The sequence below is a fragment of the Streptomyces malaysiense genome, assembly GCF_000980885.2.
GTDB lineage: Bacteria > Actinomycetota > Actinomycetes > Streptomycetales > Streptomycetaceae > Streptomyces > Streptomyces malaysiense.
On record NZ_LBDA02000047.1, the window covers coordinates 26,489 to 43,909 of the forward strand.

At 70.5% G+C, this 17,421-nt stretch carries 21 protein-coding genes; 1 reads left to right on the forward strand and 20 read right to left on the reverse strand.

Annotated elements, in window-relative coordinates; translation table 11 throughout:
- Nucleotide 1: 1 nt before the first annotated feature.
- The 16 genes from VT52_RS19235 to VT52_RS19305 all read right to left on the reverse strand — a co-directional run bounded on the left by VT52_RS19235 (nucleotide 2) and on the right by VT52_RS19305 (nucleotide 13,987).
- Nucleotides 2–277 carry a hypothetical protein gene (locus VT52_RS19235; protein ID WP_046419443.1) on the reverse strand — a complete coding sequence of 92 codons (276 nt, stop codon included), beginning with the start codon at nucleotides 275–277 and terminating at the stop codon, nucleotides 2–4.
- Nucleotides 274–552 carry a hypothetical protein gene (locus VT52_RS19240; RefSeq protein ID WP_046419446.1) on the reverse strand — a complete coding sequence of 93 codons (279 nt, stop codon included), beginning with the start codon at nucleotides 550–552 and terminating at the stop codon, nucleotides 274–276. The genes VT52_RS19235 and VT52_RS19240 overlap by 4 nt, the downstream gene beginning before the upstream one ends.
- Nucleotides 553–580: 28 nt before the next feature.
- Nucleotides 581–1,489, reverse strand: coding sequence for a peptidoglycan-binding protein (locus tag VT52_RS19245; RefSeq protein WP_046419447.1), 909 nt, complete (start codon nucleotides 1,487–1,489; stop codon nucleotides 581–583).
- A gap of 108 nt (nucleotides 1,490–1,597) precedes the next feature.
- On the reverse strand, nucleotides 1,598–1,984 hold the full coding sequence (locus VT52_RS19250; protein ID WP_046428163.1) for a hypothetical protein: 387 nt from the start codon (nucleotides 1,982–1,984) through the stop codon (nucleotides 1,598–1,600).
- 16 nt (nucleotides 1,985–2,000) lie between these two features.
- Complete coding sequence (locus VT52_RS19255; RefSeq protein WP_046428165.1) at nucleotides 2,001–2,720, reverse strand: hypothetical protein; 720 nt, start codon at nucleotides 2,718–2,720, stop codon at nucleotides 2,001–2,003.
- Nucleotides 2,720–3,868: a hypothetical protein gene (locus VT52_RS19260; RefSeq protein WP_046428168.1), complete on the reverse strand. Its 1,149-nt coding sequence runs from the start codon at nucleotides 3,866–3,868 to the stop codon at nucleotides 2,720–2,722. Before VT52_RS19260 ends, VT52_RS19255 begins: the two co-directional genes overlap by 1 nt.
- 27 nt (nucleotides 3,869–3,895) lie before the next feature.
- Complete coding sequence (locus tag VT52_RS19265) at nucleotides 3,896–4,915, reverse strand: hypothetical protein (RefSeq protein WP_046428171.1); 1,020 nt, start codon at nucleotides 4,913–4,915, stop codon at nucleotides 3,896–3,898.
- Between the two features lie 28 nt (nucleotides 4,916–4,943).
- Nucleotides 4,944–6,134 (reverse strand): hypothetical protein, encoded by a 1,191-nt coding sequence (locus VT52_RS19270; protein WP_046428175.1) that lies wholly within the window; start codon nucleotides 6,132–6,134, stop codon nucleotides 4,944–4,946.
- 25 nt (nucleotides 6,135–6,159) lie between these two features.
- Nucleotides 6,160–7,380 (reverse strand): hypothetical protein, encoded by a 1,221-nt coding sequence (locus VT52_RS19275; RefSeq protein ID WP_046428177.1) that lies wholly within the window; start codon nucleotides 7,378–7,380, stop codon nucleotides 6,160–6,162.
- Between the two features lie 46 nt (nucleotides 7,381–7,426).
- A complete protein-coding gene (locus VT52_RS19280; protein WP_046428180.1) occupies nucleotides 7,427–8,347 on the reverse strand; it encodes a phage distal tail protein in 921 nt (306 codons plus the stop codon).
- Between the two features lie 27 nt (nucleotides 8,348–8,374).
- Nucleotides 8,375–9,643 carry a phage tail family protein gene (locus VT52_RS19285; protein ID WP_046428182.1) on the reverse strand — a complete coding sequence of 423 codons (1,269 nt, stop codon included), beginning with the start codon at nucleotides 9,641–9,643 and terminating at the stop codon, nucleotides 8,375–8,377.
- Nucleotides 9,640–10,836 carry a phage tail protein gene (locus VT52_RS19290; RefSeq protein WP_046428184.1) on the reverse strand — a complete coding sequence of 399 codons (1,197 nt, stop codon included), beginning with the start codon at nucleotides 10,834–10,836 and terminating at the stop codon, nucleotides 9,640–9,642. Before VT52_RS19290 ends, VT52_RS19285 begins: the two co-directional genes overlap by 4 nt.
- Nucleotides 10,837–10,866: 30 nt before the next feature.
- Nucleotides 10,867–11,820, reverse strand: a complete 954-nt coding sequence (locus tag VT52_RS19295; RefSeq protein WP_046428187.1) for a hypothetical protein — start codon at nucleotides 11,818–11,820, stop codon at nucleotides 10,867–10,869.
- Between the two features lie 156 nt (nucleotides 11,821–11,976).
- Nucleotides 11,977–12,213: a hypothetical protein gene (locus tag VT52_RS37595; protein ID WP_143070890.1), complete on the reverse strand. Its 237-nt coding sequence runs from the start codon at nucleotides 12,211–12,213 to the stop codon at nucleotides 11,977–11,979.
- Between the two features lie 390 nt (nucleotides 12,214–12,603).
- Nucleotides 12,604–13,590, reverse strand: coding sequence for a DUF2207 domain-containing protein (locus VT52_RS39720; protein ID WP_420856292.1), 987 nt, complete (start codon nucleotides 13,588–13,590; stop codon nucleotides 12,604–12,606).
- Nucleotides 13,591–13,780: 190 nt separating this feature from the next.
- Nucleotides 13,781–13,987: a hypothetical protein gene (locus tag VT52_RS19305; protein ID WP_046428193.1), complete on the reverse strand. Its 207-nt coding sequence runs from the start codon at nucleotides 13,985–13,987 to the stop codon at nucleotides 13,781–13,783.
- A 488-nt stretch (nucleotides 13,988–14,475) separates the two neighbouring features.
- Between VT52_RS19305 and VT52_RS19310 the strand changes: the two genes are divergently transcribed.
- Nucleotides 14,476–15,294 carry a hypothetical protein gene (locus tag VT52_RS19310; RefSeq protein ID WP_143070891.1) on the forward strand — a complete coding sequence of 273 codons (819 nt, stop codon included), beginning with the start codon at nucleotides 14,476–14,478 and terminating at the stop codon, nucleotides 15,292–15,294.
- A gap of 47 nt (nucleotides 15,295–15,341) precedes the next feature.
- Here VT52_RS19310 and VT52_RS38875 read toward each other — a convergent pair whose 3' ends face one another.
- The 4 genes from VT52_RS38875 to VT52_RS19330 all read right to left on the reverse strand — a co-directional run bounded on the left by VT52_RS38875 (nucleotide 15,342) and on the right by VT52_RS19330 (nucleotide 17,341).
- Nucleotides 15,342–15,662, reverse strand: coding sequence for a hypothetical protein (locus tag VT52_RS38875; RefSeq protein ID WP_240509814.1), 321 nt, complete (start codon nucleotides 15,660–15,662; stop codon nucleotides 15,342–15,344).
- A gap of 116 nt (nucleotides 15,663–15,778) precedes the next feature.
- Nucleotides 15,779–16,069, reverse strand: a complete 291-nt coding sequence (locus tag VT52_RS19320; protein ID WP_046428200.1) for a hypothetical protein — start codon at nucleotides 16,067–16,069, stop codon at nucleotides 15,779–15,781.
- A gap of 103 nt (nucleotides 16,070–16,172) precedes the next feature.
- Nucleotides 16,173–16,781 (reverse strand): phage tail tube protein, encoded by a 609-nt coding sequence (locus tag VT52_RS19325; RefSeq protein WP_046428203.1) that lies wholly within the window; start codon nucleotides 16,779–16,781, stop codon nucleotides 16,173–16,175.
- A 146-nt stretch (nucleotides 16,782–16,927) separates the two neighbouring features.
- Entirely contained in the window at nucleotides 16,928–17,341 is a 414-nt protein-coding gene (locus VT52_RS19330) for a hypothetical protein (RefSeq protein WP_046428205.1), read from the reverse strand.
- Nucleotides 17,342–17,421 lie beyond the last annotated feature (80 nt).

The window sequence follows — 17,421 nt, forward strand, 5'->3', positions numbered from 1 at the left end:
GTCAGCGGGCCGTCAGCTGCCAGGTCGTGACGGCGACCGTGGCCACCGCGGCGAGCGCGCCGACGCTGGCGAGCGGCCAGCGGCCGCGCTCCAGGGCGTCCAGCCGCTTCTCGTGGTCGGCGAGCTGTCTGTCCGTCTGGTCGCTGCGCTGGACCAGCAGCGCGAGTGAGCCGTCGACCCGGGCGAAGCCGGCCTCGACGGTGCCGCGCAGCCGCTCCAGCTCCACGGCGACGGCGGTCGGATCGGAGAGGGAGGAGGAAGACGAGGGTTCGTTCACTCCTCACCCCGCCCGGTCGGCGAGGCGGCGGCCAGGGACCGTAGCTCGGCGTCCGTGTTCGGCCGGTTCTCGGTGCGCAGCCACGCGGGCAGCAGCGCCTGGACGCCGGGTACGGCCATCAGCCGGGTGACGCCCGCGGCGACGGCCAGCACGCCCGCGGCCCAGGGCAGGGTGCGGGGCACGCCGACGGCGTCGACAAGGGTGGGCAGCAGCACGCACAGGCCGACAGCGGTCTGCAGGGCGGTGCGGAGGGTGCGCTTGGCGGCCTCTGACATGGGGGGACCTCGCTTTTCCGGATGTGCTTCAGGCGGTGTGCGGGACCTTCAGGGCCGCCCAGGAGGTGGGGCCCGGCCAGCCGTCGGCGTCGGCGCCCCGGTAGCCGAGCTTGCGCTGCCAGGCGGCGTACGACTGCTGGTCGGCGGCCGTCCACTGGGCGGAGGGGCCCACCTTGTAGCGGCCGCAGCCCTCGGCGACCAGCCGGCGGCCCAGCGCGGTGACGATCGGGGAGTCCGGCTTGCTCCTGAAGAACGAGACGCCCGGGAAGGGCTGGTACCGCGGCGGGCGCGGGGGCTGCGGGGGGCGCTTCGGACCGGTGCCGGCGGACAGCCGCGCCTGGATCCGCCCGCGCATCCCGGACATGGAGAAGCCGCGCGGATCGCTCTTCCAGTCGGACCACTCCAGGTGCCCGATCACCGACTTGGCGCCCCAGCCGTGGGCCCGGCACAGCGCCGCCGAGACCCGCTCGATGGCCTCCAACTGGGCGTCCGGCCAAGGGTCGTGGCCGTCGCCGAGGTTGACGCACTCGAAGCCGTAGAAGCGGGAGTTGCCGTCTACGGCGCCGGCGCTGCCCTCGTGCTCGTGCGGCAGCGGCGGCCGGTCGCCGTACGTCTCGCTGATCACGGCCCGCAGTACCGACGGGTCGCCGCCGCCGGCGTGGTTGGCGCGGCCGTTGCCGACGAGGTGGACCGTGCCGTCCTTGGCGATCACGCCGTGGCACAGCGGGCCGGGCAGCGCGGAGTCGCCGTTGAAGCACAGGTTGACGCTGGAGCTGGTGCCGGAGGTGACGGTGTGGTGGATGACCACCCCGTTCACCGGACCCCAACTGCCCTTCTGATTCCGGTTGTGCGTCCGCCAACCGGCCTGCTCCACGACGGTGACGCCCTCGGCACGCAGCGCGGCGACGAGGGCGTCGGCGGACAGGGGTGTGGCCATGTGGACTCCAGACATGAGGAAGCCCCGGGCCGGCGGGCTCGGGGCGGGAGGGAGGGGGTGGCTGTGGGGGAGGGGGGTGCGGGTAGGAGGTACGGGGATCTACGGGGATCAGGCGCCGGTGCCCGGACCGCTCCCGGCGGGCGTCCAGGCGGCGCACAGGTCGGCGTACGCGGCCGCGTTGGCGGTGAAGTCGGCCAGGGCGTCGGCGACCGCCCGCTGGACGGCCGTCTGGTCGGGGACGACCGGGGCCGTGCCGACGGGCATGACCGTGACGCGGCCGGTGCCGCGCAGCACGGCGCCGTTGTCGCCGGGCTCCGTGAACTGGGCGGTGACGGTGACGGGAGAGTAGGTCCCGGTGATCGAGTCGGGCGCGATGACGCTGCTGAGGCTGGTGTCGGATACGTTGACGTAGACGGTGTGGCCGGCCTCGGTGAGGGTGGCGCGGCCCGCGTAGTCGATCGCGACGCCCCAGGGCTGGGTGGTGTCGATGTCCATGGATGCGATGCCTTTCTCAGGTCTGACGGCCGTACATGAGCACCGGGTTGGCGTAGACGGTGCCGGAGGTGCTGGTGACCTGTGCCTGGACCTCGACCTTGAGCAGCGTGCCGTAGACCGAGGCGAAGTCGGTGGCGACCAGGCCGCTGTAGTCGAAGTCCGTGGGGGCGGTGACGGTGCTGCCCCACTGGGCGCCGTTGACGAGCACCCGGACGGAGCCGGTCGCGCCGGAGCTGGTCCTGGTGTTCAGCAGGAGCCGCATCTTCGGTTGCCAGATGACGTTGTAGGACATCGCGATCGTCGTCCAGGAGGCCGAAGTGGTCTGCGGCCAGCGGGCGGTGGCGGTGTCCTGCGGCGGCAGCATGGCCAGCCAGGGCCGGGCCAGGCCACCGGCGCCGATGTCGTCGGAGATGAGCTCACGCGCTGCCTTGTCGTAGATGCGCAGCGGTTGCAGCGAGGTGGCGGTGCCGTCGCCGTTGTACAGGCTCAGGGCCAGTTCGCCGGTCTGACGGCGCATCGCCAGGCCGTACTCGCTGCCGGTCCACTTGCCGACAGCGAAGGTGGCGGGCCCGCCGGACGGCGGCCGGACGAACAGATAGCCGCCGCCGGTGATCTCCACCCCGCCGCCCGAGACCGTGTTGAGGGCGGGCCGGGTGTTGACGGCGGTGGAGAGCTGCTGGATCCGGCGTTCCATCTGGGTCAGCCGGTCGATGATGTCTTCGGGCAGCTGGGGCATCAGGCGGCCTCCTCCAGGTAGAGCTCGGCGGTGTCGGGACGGCCGCGCTGCGCCGGGCTGACCTTGACGCCGATGATCCGGTAGCGGGCGTCGAGGCCCTCCGTGAACCACTCGTCGGTGATCCGGATGCGCGCGGTGCGGCCGAGGAGCGCGGTCGGCACCAGGTCGTCGAGCCGGATGCTGATCGCGGGGATCACCACCGCGCCGGTGGCCGCGGCCAGTTCGGTACGGGCGAGCGCGTCCAGGGTGTTCTGGTCGGTGGTGTCGTTGTGGTCGGAGGTGAGGTCGACGCGGGGGTATCCCGCATGGCCCTCGCCGGTGCCGATCAGCTGGTCGGCGACCGCGACCGTGGAGGCCAGCGGCCGGGACTCGCTGGCCTGGTCGGAGTTGGTGGAGGCGCCCCGGGCCCGCGCGGTGGTGCCGCCGCGGGTGGCGTCGCGCGGGAAGGAGTACGACAGGACGGTGCCCGGCCGGTCCAGGACCAGGTCGGTGGCGCCGGTCTCGATCTTCGGGTGGCCCAGCACCAGCCGGCGTACCCGGGAGCCCGAGGCCGGGTCGGTGTAGACGGTGATGTGGTACTCGAAGCCGTCCTCCAGCGCGGCCAGCGAGTCCAGGGCGTCCTGGTAGGAGGTCTCGTCACCGTCCCGGTAGGTGATCGTGCGGGTCACGCCGGAGGTCTCGGTGCCGTAGGTGACGAGGATGTTCCCGCCGTCCAGCGAGGTCTGCATGTCGGTCCACAGACCCCGGGCGATGTCCAGCTGGTCCATGCCGGCGAAGGGCAGCGTGTACGAGGCGTCGTACTCGGGGGTCTTCGCCCGGATCAGGCGCCGGCCGGCGTACGACTCGAAGGTCGCCGCCTGGATGCCGAGCGTGAGGATGCCCTTGTCGTCGCTCTGCAGGGTGCTGGTCCAGATGATGCCGCCCCACCACAGGTCTTTGCCGCGCTGGAGGTAGACCGAGGTGCGGCCCTCCTCGATACGGCGGACCCGGGCGGCCATCTCCGCGTTGGCGACGGGGATGGTGCCGGAGAGTGAGCCGGCCCTGCCGATGTAGTCGTCGACGGTGACGTCGCGCAGCGGCAGGATGTCGATGGTGTGGTCGGTGAGCAGGTCGCAGAAGATCGCGCGGTAGGGGGTGTTCGTGGTCATGTGGCGGTCAGCTCCTCGGCGCGGTCGTCACAGCACGTAGCAGGCGGACAGGCGCAGGTTGTGGCCGGTCTGGATGACACCGCTGGTGGACCAGGTGATGAGGTAGACCGAGCCGTCGGCGAGGATGCGGACGGATCCGTCGGCGTATCCGTCCGAGGCGGCGGCGATGGTCTCTCCGGTCGGCCGCCAGCCCTCCGGCAGGGTGGCGATCAGTTGGTCGGACACGTTGCCCGGGTTGGTGGTGCCGGCGGCGGTGGCGGTGAGGTCGGCGCCGCTCCTGGTGAGCGCCAGGGTGAAGGAGCACATGCCGTGGGTGCGGCGGGCGCTGTACGACGTCAGCGTCCAGTCGGTGGTCGCGGTGGCGCCGGTGGTGGTGGTCTCGACGGCGACCGGGCTCTGGTAGTCCGCCCAGGCGGTGCCGGTCCAGCGCTGGAGGACTCCGCCCAGGTCGCGGTACTGACCGGGGTAGGCGCCGCCGGTGGTGTCCGTGGTGACCGGCAGGATGCCGCCGAGCGCGACGGTGGTGGTCCGCATGCCGGTGAGCGTCTGGTTCCAGGCCGGAGCCTGCGCCGCGCTCGACCCCTTGGATATGGCGGCCTGGTAGAGCGGGATCGCCAGGGCGGGCGTGGCCGGCACCGCGGGGACGGCGGCCGGGGTGCCCTGGACGATCTCGACGGCGGCCTCGGTGCGGCCGGAGCCGTCGTGGAAGTCGTCGTAGATCCGCAGGACGACCAGGTCGATCCGGTCGTACTGGGCGTCGCCGTCGGCGAAGGTGAGCGTCAGGTCCTCGGTGAGCGCCACCGGGTAGGCGCCCTGCGCGTCGAGGCCCTGGACGAGTGCCCGGCCGGGGTGGACGGTGACGGACATCGAGTTCGCGATGCCCTCGGCGGTGAATCCGGACAGGCGTGTCTGTCCGTCGGCGGAGCCCGGCAGGACGCCGGAGCGGGTGGCGACGGGCGAGACCGGGGTCAGCGCGCCGAACGCCACGAGCCGGGTGTCCTCACGGGACTGACTGTCGGGGGAGAGCCAGCCGGAGCGTACGGGCATGACAGCTCCTTTCGGGAACGGGGAAGGGTCAGTTGGCCGGGTCCACGCGCATGAAGATGTTGTCGAACCAGCACGTCACCGACGCGTCGCTGGAGCGGTGCAGGGCGGTCATCGTGTAGGTCGCGCCGGGGGTCAGCCCGTACAGCCGCCACATGGTGGAGACCGAGCCGCCCACGGGACCGCCGTACATGGCGGAGTACTCGTCGTTGCCGGGACTGAAGTACACGGTGCTGCCCTGCGTGACCTTCGGAGACATGTACGCGGTAGCGGTCGTGCTGCCGATGGTCGTCATGCGTGCGCCGAAGTGGAGCAGTACCGCGCCGGTGGGCGGGGCGACGAAGCCGAGGTCGAGCGAGGCGACGCCCGTGCCGGACAGCGTGGCCGTGTACGTCGTCGACGTGGTGGACCCGGCGTCCAGGGACGAGGCGAACGCGGGCGTCACCACGGCCGACGTCCAGGCCGAGCCGCTCCAGCGCTGCAGGACGCCGTTCGGCGCGTCGCGGTACTGGCCGGTGTAGCCGCCGGTGGTCACGGTGGCGGGGGCGACGCCGCCGATGCCCTGCGGGTAGGCGCCCCAGGCGGTGCCGTCCCAGCGCTGGAGCGTCCCGTCGAGGTCCCGGAACTGGCCCGGGTACGCCCCGGCCACGGTGTCCCCGGCGGTGGCCGGCAGGATGCCGCCGAGGGCCACGGCCGGGGTGCGCAGATCGGTCAGGGCCGTGTCCCAGGCGATGCCGCCGCTGCCGGTGCTCGCCCCGGCCGGGACCTTGACCTGGAACAGGGGCAGGGAGAGGTCCGGCGCGGCGGGCGCGGCCGGTGTGTCGGCGGGGGTGCCCTGGACGATCTCGACGGTGGCCTCGGTGCGGCCCAAGCCGTCGTAGGTGTTGTCGTAGACGCGCAGGACGACCAGGTCGATCCGGGTGTACTGGGCGTCGCCGTCGGCGAAGGTCAGGGTGGGCTCGTCGACGACGGTCACCGGGTAGGCGCCGCGGGTCTCCGCGGCCTGGACCACGGCCCGGCCGGAGCTGACCACGGCGGTCATCGCGCCGCTGTTCCCGGCCAGCCAGAAGCCCGAGATGCGGTACCTGCCGTCGTAGGAGCCGGGCAGGACGCCGGAGCGGGTGCTCGCGGGCGAGGTGGGGGTGAGGGCGCCAAAGGCGGTGAGCCGGGTGTCCTCCCGGGTCTGGCCGGTGAGCGGCAGCCAGGCGGAGCGTGCGTTCATGGGAATCCTTCCGAGCGGGCCGGGGTCAGGAAGCGGACTCGTAGGTGCCGTAGATCGACAGCACGTCTCCGGATGCCCAGGTGAAGGGGTAGCCCTTGTCCCAGATGTCGCCGGCGGTGTGCAGGGTCTCGCGCAGCGAACGGACGACGCCGCCGCCGTTCGTCGACAGCAGCCCGCTGCCCTGGTACAGCAGGTTCGCGGAGTCGTCGAAGCCGAGTACGTCGAGCACGCGCCCGTCCAGCTTCCACGTCGTCGACACCGGCGGGACCGGCAGCGAGAAGTCCCAGTTGCCGTTGGAGTCCTGGGCGGACAGGTTGGTCGTGGACCCGATCTTCAGGTAGATCCGGACGTGCACGACCGTGCCGAGCTTCGCGTACGACCCGGCCAGCGTGCCGTTGCCGATGCTGGGGGCGGTGCCGTTCTCGGCGCCCCACACCGGCGTGTAGTCGGTCCAGGTCGGCAGCGGCTGGTACGACACCCACGACGAGCCGTTCCAGCGCTGCAGGACACCGGAGGAGCTGTCGCGGTACTGGCCGGTGTAGCTGGCGGTGGTGACGGTTCCGGCCGGGGCGATGCCGCCCAGTGCGCTCGGGTACGACACCCAGGCCGAGCCGTCCCAGCGCTGCAGGGCGCCGCCCGAGTCGCGGTACTGGCCCGGGTAGGCGCCGTTGCCGGTGTCGCCGTACGCCGGGAGGATGCCGCCGGCCGCGACGGTGGTGGTGCGCAGGTCCCGGACGTCGTCGGAGCTCCAGTCGACGCCGCCGTTGCCGGCGCCTGTGCCGGCCTGCACCTTGACCTCGTAGATCGGCATCGTGATGCCGGGGAGCGCGGGCCAGGCCGGAGCGGCGGCCGGTGTGCCCTGGACGATCTCCAGGGCCGCCTTGGTGAAGCCGGAGCTGTCGTACACGTTGTCGTAGATCCGCAGGACGACCAGGTCGAGCCGGGGGTTCGTGGCGTCGCCGTCGGCGAAGGTGAGCGTGGCCGGCTCGGGCAGTGTGACCGGGTAGGCACCCTGGGTGCTGCCGGCCTGGATGACGGCCCGGCCCTCGTGCACGGTGGCGGTCATGGTGCCCGCGCCGCCCTCCAGCCAGAAGCCCGAGACGCGGTACCGGCCGTCGTAGGAGCCGGGCAGGACACCGGAGCGGACCTCCAGCGGGTTGGTCGGCGTGGTCGCGCCCATCTGGGTCAGACGGGTGTCCTCGCGGGTCTGGCCGGTCTCGGCCGCCCATGAGCTGCGCAGGTTCACTGGGGTTCTCCTCTGCTGCTGAGTTCGGGCCCGCGACCGGGCGGTGTCACCACTCGGCGGAGCGCCAGCGGACGGTCATACGGGCGCCGGTGCCGTAGGTGTCCGGGCGGAACGCCAGCCGGGCGGTGCCCGGATCGAAGGCGAACAGTTCTTCGGGGCTGCTGTCGGCGGCGGCGGTGTGGCGGCGGGAGGCGGTGGCGTTGAGGGTGACCGTCCCGGAAGCCGTGTCCACGACGAGCTCGTCACCGGCGGCGAGAACGATCTGGTAGCGCAGCTTGCGCCCCGAAGTCCGGTCGGTGACGGTCGGGTTGGCGCAGGGGCCGGTGAAGGTGAGCACCGGATGGGTGGGCGCCGAGCCGTCGTTGCCGGCGTCGACGTCACCGGTGGAGGCTGCCTGCCCCCAGTACAGGGGCCAGGTCAGCGGCCAGGTGAGGCCGCTCTCCGGCTGCGGGGCGCCGGTGACGGCCGTCTGCTCGTCGACGGCGTAACGGCGCGGGTCGGTCGCGTACCACTGGACAGCCGCCTTCGAGACGCCCTGCGTGGTGTACGTGCGGTCGGCGGCGAGCACCCGCTGACTGACCCTGGCGCGTACGGCCAGCGTCTCCCCGTGCAGCCGCACCGCGAGCCAGCGTTCGTCGTCTCCCAGCAGCAGCGCCTGGCGCAGGGCGCGCGTCGCGGCGAGCGAGGAGGCGGTGCCGTCCTGCGGCGGCACGGTCCACACCGTGCCGCCGACCTTGCGGGGCTTGGCGTAGCGGGCGCCCGGCCAGGCGCCGTGCGAGGTGGGGTGGTCGGCGTCGGAGGTGTCGTAGTCGGGCAGGTCCTCCCAGCCGGTGAGCCCGTCGCCGCCGATCTCGTACGGCGTGCCGGGGCCCATCAGCAGTCCGGCCCACTGCATCTGCCCGTCGAGGGTGATGAGTGAGCCGGGTGGGACGTCGTCGGTGTATGCGGTTGTGGTCGTATCGGCCATGGGGCCGTCACCTCACTGTCGTGGCTGTCATGCGCAGGCGTGGGCGGAGGCCAGGAAGAGGAGGTCTTCTGCCGTGCCGAAGGCGCCGGCGCCCCGGCTCTCGTGGAACTCCTTGATGTGGTAGCGGTGTTGAGGGGCCGTCCGGTGCCGGGCGGCGAGCGCGCGCTGTCGTTCCAGGGCGGTGAGGGGCAGCACCCGGCCTGCGCGGGAATGGGAGCCGGGGACCGCGATGCCGCCCTCCGCGAGCATCGGGATCTTGTCCAGGTGTACGCCGAACTTCTTGCCGAGGATGCTGAAGCTGAGGTGGTTGAGGCCCTCGATGACCCAGTTGGCGAAGGCGATCAGGCCCTGGATCGGTCCCTTGACGACGCCGGCGACGGTCTGCGCGCCGGTGGTGATGAACCGGCCCATCGCGCGGAGGGTGCTGGACGTTGCGTCCTTGACCCGCTGGAACATGCGGGGGATGTGCTTGCCGATCCAGTTCAGCACGGGCTTCACGGCGTTCTGGAGACCGTGCCAGACCGCCGATGCCTTCCCCCTGAGAGCGCGGGTGTCGCCCGTGGTGAGCGCTTTGAGTACGGCGAAACCGGTGCGGATCAGCGCGCTGAGGGTGGTGAGCGTGCCGACGATGATGTGCAGGTATCCCGTCACATAGATGCCCACCACTTTCGCGATGACCTTGAGGACGGGCGCGAGGACGGTCAGGACGCCCATGACGTACTTCAGGACGAGCTTGGCGAGCTGCTCCATCAGCCGTTGCCCGGTCTCGGAGTTCATCGCGAGGTCCAGCAGCCAGCCGGCGACGGGGAGCAGGATGCCCGCGACGAAGCCGATGGGGTTGGCGCGGGTCACCAGGTTGATCAGCATCATCACGCCGGAACCGATGGTCATGGCGGTGCCGAACTTGTCCAGCAGCCCGCCGAAGACGCCGGAGGCGGCGATGAGCGCGCCGACGACGGCGAAGACACCGCCGAGCAGGTCCTTGAGCTTCCCGAGTGTTCTGCCGGCGCTCTTGAGCTTGGTTCCGGCGGACTTGATGTGCGACGCGGCGCCGCTCGCCGTCCGCCCGGCCTTGGTGACGGACCGGGCGGCGATGTCGGCGTTCGTCTTGATCCTCTGGAGGGCGGTGGCGCTCTGGCGGGCGGGGGCGGTGACGTGGTCGAGGTCGCCCGCTGCGCCCTTGATGCGGCTGGTGAAGGACCGCATGCTCCCCTGGGCATGCTCCGCCTGGGTCCGGAAGGAGCGCAGGACGGGTACGGCCCTTTCGAACGGGTTGCGCACGGCCGCGCTGCTCATCCGCGCGCCTTGGCCAGGAACATCAGCGCGTCGGCGGTCCGCTGCGGGCTGCTGGTCTCGGCCGCGTAGTAGTGCTCGATGTGCAGCGCTCCACCGTCGGTGCCGGAGACACCGCCGTACGCCCGGCCCTGTGCGGCGGCCCTGTGCAGCAGCCGGTCCAGCTTGCTCAGCGGCAGGACGGCCTCCGCCTCACCGGCCTCGGCGAGGATCGCCGGCACGCCGCCCGAGCGGGGCATGACGACACCGCCGGTCGCGAGGTAGGGAATGTGCGGCAGCGAGACGCCGAAGGTCTTGCCGCCGACCATCGGGACCCAGCCCGGGATCGACACGTGGATGCCGTTGAGGGCGCTGATCGCCCGGTTGATGATGCCGATGACACCGTTGATCGGGCCGGTCACCGCGCTCTTGATGCCGCTGAACGCGCGACCTGCGATGCCCTTCAGACCGCCCCAGATGCTGGAGAGCCGGTCCTTGACGGCCCGGAAGGCGTTCGGGATCACGGACCTGATCCAGCTGACGACCGGTGAGATGACGGCCTTGATGCCCCTCCAGACGCCGGAGACGATCGCGCGGATCGCCTTCAGCGTGTTGCTGATGACCGACTTCCAGGCGTGGACGTTCGCCCTGATGATCCCGGCGATCGCCCTGACGACGGAGGAGATCGCGGACTTGATCCCGTGCCAGACCGACTTGATCAGCTTCCCGGCCTTCTTCATGATCGGCCCGATGGCCTTCATGACGTGGCTGATCACGGTCTTGATGACGGTGAAGGCCCGCTTCAGGACTTTCTGCATGGTCTTTGAGTGGGTCACCATGTCGATGACCTTGTCGATGAGCGGCTGTATCAACTGCATGAGCAGGCCGAAGAAGTTGCCCTTCATCGACTTGTTCATCTTGTCCTGGCCCTTGGCGGCCTTCTTCGCCCCGGACTCGTACTTCCCGAGGTTCTTGCCGGCGCTGGACCCCGTCTTGCCGGCCTTGCCGAGCGACTTCTCGGCATGGTCGGACGCGGTCTTGAGGTCCTTCAACTCCTTCCCGGAACCATCGGCGGCGGTCTTGAGCGACTTCAGTTGGCCGGCACTCTTCTTGCCGGCGCTGCCGATTCCCTTGGCCGACGTCGCGGCGCCGGAGGCTTTGGACTTGAAGTCCTCCAAAGAGCCGGATGCCTTCTTCAGAGAGCTAACGAGACTCATGGAGCACCTCCTTCGGAGAGAGCGGGGTCATCAGGCGATGGAGTTGGCGGCGTCGGTGGAAGCGGTGGCCAGCCGCTGGAACATCTGCCGGACGTTGTCCGCGTTGTCGTGGACCTCCTTGGCGGCCTTGGCGATGTCCCGCAGCGTCCGGGGCTTGGGGAGTTTCTCGTGGTCGAAGGCGGACATCTTGTGATTGAGCCTGTCCGTGGCCTCGGTCAGATTGTCGAGTTCCGCGGGGCGCAGCCGTTCGGTGACCTTCTCCAGAACTTCGCTCAGCTTGTTCGCCGCGCTGGCCGTCCGCTTCATCTTGGCCGCGGACGGGAGTTTCGACTTGAGACCGTCGAGGGCCGTGATCTGACTGTTGACCCTGCTGAGCGCCTGCCCGAGATCGCGCGCGTCACCCGCTCCGGGCAGCCCCGAGGCACCGCTGCCGCGCCCGCTTCTCCTCTGACGGAATCGCCGGCTGCCCTCCCGCACCGCGTTCCGCCTGTCCTGGGACGAACGCTCCGGTTGGAGCCCCCAGTTTCCTTCCCGGTCCCGGCCGAAATACTGGCGCTCCCCTCTGAAGCGGCCCGTGATCTTCAGAGTCAGGTTCTTGATCGACGCCAAGACAGCTTTGACCTTGTCGATGGAGCCGGTGATCAGAGTGCGGAATTTACCGAAGAGCGCTACGGCGCCTCCGACAACAGTGCCGAACGCCACGACTTGCGCCACGATATTAGTGCCGTTGGCAATGTCCGTGAACTGCTTGAAGAGTTTTATGGCATCATCGATCAGTAGCTTTTCCTTGATGATGTCCCATTCGCTCTTGTCCTTCTCCTTCTTTTTCTCCTGACCTTTCCCACCCTTTTCGATCGCCGCCTTCAGTTCGACTATCTTGGAGTTGAAGTGGGCGGTGGTGACCTCCTGCTGGGTGTTCTTGTCGAGCTCTTTTTTGACTTCCTCCAGCCGGTCGTAGACCTCGTCCGTGGTGTGCTTTCCCATGTGTCTACTCCTTCGTCGGGGCCGGTCACCCGGGGTCCGCTCGATGTGATGAAAGTGGACGAGAGTGGACCTTTTCCGTGGTGCGGGTCTTGCTACTGCTGTGGGGGTCCGGTATCCTCGCGGATTGTCGAGATAGCCAAAGAAGTCGGCCAATCTTCAGTGGTGTGATCCAGGGGGGAAGAGATGCGGATTTTGTTCTTCTTTATTGGTGGCTGTTTTCTCCTGGCGGGACTCTTCGCCCTCTATGTCGCTTTCTTGATGTATTGGGGGTGGCGGGCGAAACGGACATGGGCGGAATTTCGAAGATTCCTTTTCTGGGCGTGTGCTGGGATCGCCGGAGAGGCGCTCATGGCGATCTTCTTCAAATTCAAGCCATAATTCATTCACGGTCATGATGTGGTATGTGGCTCCTTCTTGGCCCGGAGCTCAGCGGCACCTCGAAGGGTGACGAGGTTCTCGTGGTTATGAATTCCACCTTGACGAAAGCGGATCCAGGACGGAATTCGGCGAAATCCGACGAGGTGAGGCAAGCCTCGGTTCCGCGGTTGCGGCTGGACTCCTGAAGGACATCGACTACCGGGCCGAGCGACTCGCCGTCTTCGTCCTCGGGTATGGCGGCCTGGCGGTACTCGTCGCAGGGATCGCGCTGCTTGCGGTGGTCTGACGGGCCGTTCCGAGCGACGTGACGTTGGACGACCGGGCGATAGATCGGCGGCAGCCCCCCTGGAAGGCGGTTACGGCTGCCGTCGGCATGGCCCCGCCTGGCGGGCTTCCGCCGGGGCGTCAGACCAGCCCGGCGCGTGGGCGCGGGATTTCCGCCGGAGCAGTTCCACGGTGGGTGCCGCGCGTCTGCCGCGAGTGGTTACGGAGTCTCTCTGGCCGGTCGTGGGCCGAGTGGCAGAAGTGGTCTCGAGAGGTTCGCTGTGGCGCCCGGTGGGCCGGTGGCGTGACGGCAGCGCGGCGGCGGGCCCGGCCGTCACCAGGATGCCGCCCTGGGCCGGAGCCGGTTCCTCCGGAGGGCTGGACGCGGGTGTGAGGGAGGCCGCGAGCCGCGCGGCGTCCGCGCGCTTCTCCTCTCCGCCGGCCGCGATCCGCTCGCGCCCGGCGAAGCGCAGCAGCCGCGCGACAACGGGCCCCGTGCACAGGGCGACTGCCGCGCCCAGCAGTCCGGGCACCCACCAGTTGACGCCCGTTGCGCCCTCGGCCGCCCCGGAAGGCGCCGGGGACAGGCGGCTGCCGTGCCGTCCAGCCGGCGCCCGGCGCCGGCGTACAGCGTGGCGCCGTGACCTGGCCCGAGCCTGCCGATCGCGACGCCGGGACGGCCCGGGCCGAGCTCCGCGGCGGCGCGCTTCCGCCGGGAACCGTGGTTCCCTGTACGCAGCGGGTTCCGGTGAGCCCGAAGGGTGCCGCCAGGTGGATCTCGACGTGGTCGAGATCCACCTTCCAGGCCGTACCGACCGCGTCCCAGGCGAGCTTGCCGCCGCGGACGACCTCCGGCAACGTGTACGGGATGCGGTAGCGGTGGATGCCGCCGACCGTGTGGCCGGGGTCGCCCACGCGGATGCGGTGGGCGCCGGAGTCCCAGTCGTCGGTGATGGGTGAGTCCGTACGGCACCGGGGCGGAGTCCATGGTGGCGCGGACCCTGGCCTCCGATTCGAGGATGGACAGGCCGGGGACGTCCCGGTACGTGCCGTGCCGGGGGTCGAGGCGTCGATCACCTCGGTGATGCGGGCGCTGCCGTACTTGGCGATCTCGGCGCCGACCCACATCCTGGTGAACCGCTCGGTGTTCCCGCCCGATGTGCCGGGGGTCACCTCCAGACCCGCCAGCAGCGCGGTGACGACCAGCCAGATCGCGCCGACGCGTCTACGCCGTCTCACGGACGTACCTGCTCTGCCGCTCCCAGCACCCCCCGGTTGCGGAGCGGATCAAGAGCGTACGGGGGCCGGTCGGGACTGGCTAGGCGTGCCCGGTACGCGTCCGTCGGGCCTCCGTCAGCGCGTCCGTCCACCCCGCCGCATACGCCTTCGACTCCCGCCGGAGCAACTCCTCGTACAGCCGGTCGAGCAGGGCCTCGGGGGCGGGTGCGGGGGAGCACAGGAGGTCGGCGAGGCGGGTGTAGATGTCGATCGGCTGCTCCGGGATGTCGCTCGTGCCAGTCGCCATGTCGTCCTGCTTTCCGGTCTGTCCGCTGGGCTGCGCGTGGTGCAGACGGTGCTCGTGTGGTGTTCGAAGCATCTGTTCGAACTAGTGTACGAGTAATCCTGTGGTGCCGTTCTGTGTTTGTCGAGGACTCTCCGTCGTCGCCAGGGTGCGACCTGCGGCGATGCGAGGGGGCCGGATGGGCCGTGTGTCAAAGCGGTGAAGTAGGATCCGGCCGTTCCTCCCGTCGGTGAAGCAAGAGTGAACGGCACTACGAGAACAAGGACCTGAGGGCTGGTCATACGACGGTGGACGGCGGTCGGGCAGCCGTCCTCGCGCGGGGGGCGCGATGGGGCAGGGACGAGAGCAAGGCCTATGGGGTGGACGGGGACGCGAGCAAAGCGCGGCAACGGCACGTGATCGATTGGCTCGAACAAGCACCCGATCTGCCACATCTCATCGCCCGGGTCTCCGAGCTCGTCTTTCGTCTCGGACACGCACCGGACGAGCTCGTGGTCCTTCCCCGCGGCGAGCTCGACCGACGCGAACTGGCCGCCTACAGCGCGGGCTGGGCCGATGTGGTGGACGAGCAGCTTCCCGCCGTACGGCAGGCGTACGAACAGCGGATCACCGCCGCCTACCTCCAGGGGCAGGAGGACGCCCGCACCGGACGCCGGCCGCGCCGTGCCCGCCGGCCCGGCGGTGAGGGGGAGCGTTCCGGCGGAGAGGTCATTCCGCTGCCGTATGTCCAACTCCTGCGGCCTCCCTCGGAAGTGACGCGAGTAGAGCAGCGCGGTGAGCGGGAGCGGTCCGCGGCGGACCGGTCTGCGGTGGCCGGACCTGTGTTCGGCGGCACCGGCAGCGAGAGCGCCGAGCGGTCGCACGGAAGGGACGAGCGGCAGCACGACGAGACCGTCGCCCCGGCGGAGCCCCGTACCGCCCGGCCGGTGTCCGGCGGAACGGAGGAACGCGAACAGGCCACCGCGGAAGCCGGCGCGGGCGAGCCCGCGGCCGGATCCGACTCCACCGACGACATCCTGCTCTCCGCCCGCGAGGTGCGGCAGAGAAGACCGGCCACGTCGGAACGGCGACCGGTGCTCCGCCGCAACGGCCGCCCCAGCGTGCCCCCACTGGCCCGGCAGGACGAGGCGGCCGGCGGCCGGGGCAAGGGGCGCCTGGCGGAACCGAAGGAAGAGTCCGGCCCGCCGGGCGCCCGTGGCGAGGACCGGCCGCGCCTGTCGGACAGGGCCCGCGCCCTCGCCGACGAGCTGGAGGGAAGGGCGCCGGCCCGGTCTCACGACGACCAGCCGGGCTCACCCGGGCGCCGGTGAGCCGGGCGTCCGGCACCAGGGGGGCGTTTCCCCGGCAGGTCGGCCGGTCAGCCGAAGAACCGGGCCAGCTGGCCCGGTGACGGCGCCTGCCCGCCCGGGCCGGTGTCCGGCACGGCGTCCGGCGCGTGCCGGACGGCGCCCGGCGGCTTCCCGTCCGCCTCCGCCTCCGGGTACTCGGGCCGGGGTACCGGCGTCGGGGGCTCCGGCTGGTCGTCCTCGCCCGAGTTGACGCACGCGAACATCCAGTTGGCAGCCGCCAGATGGTCCACGGCCGCCGCCAGCAGATGATCCGTCACCGACCATTCGGACACCTCACCGTGCAGCTCCCGGTTCAGCGCGCTGTCCCGCGGCAGGTGCTTGACGAGCACCGTGAGCCGCCGGGCGGAGAGGCGGTCGCGGTGCCAGTCGAGCAGGTCGACGCCGTAGTAGCGGAGCAGGTCCGCTTCGAGGGCCTCGGCGTGTTCGTCGACGAACCCGACGAGGCTCAGTCTTCCCCCAGGCCGAGCCCGGTCTCCTTGCCGTAGGCCTCCAGGATGGCCGCGATGTCCTGCATGGTGACCTCGTGCTGTTCGAAGCGGGCGAACTGCTTCTCGCCGAGGAGCAGCCTCAGCAGACCGTCCACGTCGTTGTCGTCGAGCCTCCGCAGCGCCTTGGCGGCGGCACGGGTCAGCTCGGTGGGCAGGGTGTAGTTCTCGCCGTCGATCTCGAACGACCAGGTGCGGCCGAGGGCTTCCAGGCGCTGGGCGCGGGCTGCGTTGACGTCGAAACGGGCCATGGTGACGGTTGCTCCTTGAAGTCCGTGGATGTCGTGGTGCGTGACGGAGAACGGCATGGGTGGGGCGGGCCGGAGCCCGCCCCACCCCGGGGGGCCGGCTGGATCAGCCGGCGGCGTACGCCGAGTCCTTCATGATGAAGCTGGCCAGCGCCGAGCCGTCGGCCGCCGCCATCGCCGTGAAGGTGACACCGAGCTGTGCGGCGGCCTTGCGGCCCAGCTTGATGTCGTCCGACGCGGTGACCTGGCCGCGCGGGATGCCGAAGCGGTAGGTCACGGTGGAGCCGTCGTCCGCCCGGACGTCGGTGAACTCCAGGCCGAGCGCACGGGCGTCGGAGTTCGGGCGGTCCGCGACGTCGTACTGGTAGACGCCCGGGTTGTTGGTGGCGTCCACCGCGTTGACGGCGCCGCCGCCCATGAAGAACGGCAGCGTGTCCTCGTTGAACTGCATCAGCGAGAACTTCAGCGTCAGGTCCCGGTCCGAGTAGACGAAGTGGACCGGGCTGACCGCCTGCCACACGTCGATCGGCTCCAGCTTGTCCTTCTTGCTGAAGGTGACGCCGTCACCGCCGGTGAAGCCGAGGTTCTTCCAGCCGGTGGCCCAGTCGGTGGCGGAGTCGCCGGAGAAGGCGGTCGGTACGGCCGTACCGGCGGCGCCGACGTAGAGGCGGCCGACACCGGCGATACGGATCTCGGACGAGTTGGTTCCTGCCATGGTGATGTCTCTCCTTGGAGTGAGGGTGGAGCGGGGGTGTGCCGGACCCGGCTGTTCCGGATACGGCGAAGGCCCCGCCGGGATGACGGGGCCTTCGGTCTGCGGGGCGGCGGGCGTCCTCGGACGCCGGGTACGTGCGGGGTGCGTCAGTAGACGTCGATGTACACCTTGTGCACGCTCACGTACCGGTTGGCCGCGTGGTAGAGGTAGTCGGGCAGCCAGCGCGGGCCGTCCTGTTCCTCGACCTCGGTGATGAGGTTCGTGCCGTACTGGTTGCCGGCCGTGGCCAGCAGCGCGCGGCGGGCCGCGTTGGCGAGGACGTGCGCGTCCTGCTTGGTCGGGCCGTACACCTCGAGCTCGATGAGGGGCTGGTCGACGTGGAGTTGGCCGACCCAGGCGCCGCCGCGCCGGTTGACGAGGACGGCGGCGGTCGTGCCGTCGAAGGTCGACGGCGGCTGGACGGTGACGAGCGCCGTGGACAGCGTGGGGTCCTGCTTCAGGATGTCGACGACCAGGGCCTCGACATCCGGGAAGGCGCTCGGGGGAGTGGGTGTGGTCATGCCGGTCACCTCGGGGCTGCGGGGCGCGCGGGGCGCCGTGTGGGTGGCGGGCGCGGGGCCCGGGACCCCGGCGCCGGGAA

Excerpts from the sequence above, each read along its gene's own strand:
- VT52_RS19295 (WP_046428187.1), bottom strand. The coding sequence starts at position 11,820 with ATGGGAAAGCACACCACGGACGAGGTCTACGACCGGCTGGAGGAAGTC.
- VT52_RS19240 (WP_046419446.1), bottom strand. The coding sequence starts at position 552 with ATGTCAGAGGCCGCCAAGCGCACCCTCCGCACCGCCCTGCAGACCGCT.
- VT52_RS19260 (WP_046428168.1), bottom strand. The coding sequence starts at position 3,868 with ATGACCACGAACACCCCCTACCGCGCGATCTTCTGCGACCTGCTCACC.
- VT52_RS19265 (WP_046428171.1), bottom strand. The coding sequence starts at position 4,915 with ATGCCCGTACGCTCCGGCTGGCTCTCCCCCGACAGTCAGTCCCGTGAG.
- VT52_RS19245 (WP_046419447.1), bottom strand. The coding sequence starts at position 1,489 with ATGGCCACACCCCTGTCCGCCGACGCCCTCGTCGCCGCGCTGCGTGCC.
- VT52_RS19290 (WP_046428184.1), bottom strand. The coding sequence starts at position 10,836 with ATGAGTCTCGTTAGCTCTCTGAAGAAGGCATCCGGCTCTTTGGAGGAC.
- VT52_RS19285 (WP_046428182.1), bottom strand. The coding sequence starts at position 9,643 with ATGAGCAGCGCGGCCGTGCGCAACCCGTTCGAAAGGGCCGTACCCGTC.
- VT52_RS19330 (WP_046428205.1), bottom strand. The coding sequence starts at position 17,341 with ATGACCACACCCACTCCCCCGAGCGCCTTCCCGGATGTCGAGGCCCTG.
- VT52_RS19320 (WP_046428200.1), bottom strand. The coding sequence starts at position 16,069 with ATGGCCCGTTTCGACGTCAACGCAGCCCGCGCCCAGCGCCTGGAAGCC.
- VT52_RS19325 (WP_046428203.1), bottom strand. The coding sequence starts at position 16,781 with ATGGCAGGAACCAACTCGTCCGAGATCCGTATCGCCGGTGTCGGCCGC.
- VT52_RS19280 (WP_046428180.1), bottom strand. The coding sequence starts at position 8,347 with ATGGCCGATACGACCACAACCGCATACACCGACGACGTCCCACCCGGC.
- VT52_RS19255 (WP_046428165.1), bottom strand. The coding sequence starts at position 2,720 with ATGCCCCAGCTGCCCGAAGACATCATCGACCGGCTGACCCAGATGGAA.
- VT52_RS19250 (WP_046428163.1), bottom strand. The coding sequence starts at position 1,984 with ATGGACATCGACACCACCCAGCCCTGGGGCGTCGCGATCGACTACGCG.
- VT52_RS39720 (WP_420856292.1), bottom strand. The coding sequence starts at position 13,590 with ATGTGGGTCGGCGCCGAGATCGCCAAGTACGGCAGCGCCCGCATCACC.
- VT52_RS19305 (WP_046428193.1), bottom strand. The coding sequence starts at position 13,987 with ATGGCGACTGGCACGAGCGACATCCCGGAGCAGCCGATCGACATCTAC.
- VT52_RS37595 (WP_143070890.1), bottom strand. The coding sequence starts at position 12,213 with ATGACCGTGAATGAATTATGGCTTGAATTTGAAGAAGATCGCCATGAG.
- VT52_RS19270 (WP_046428175.1), bottom strand. The coding sequence starts at position 6,134 with ATGAACGCACGCTCCGCCTGGCTGCCGCTCACCGGCCAGACCCGGGAG.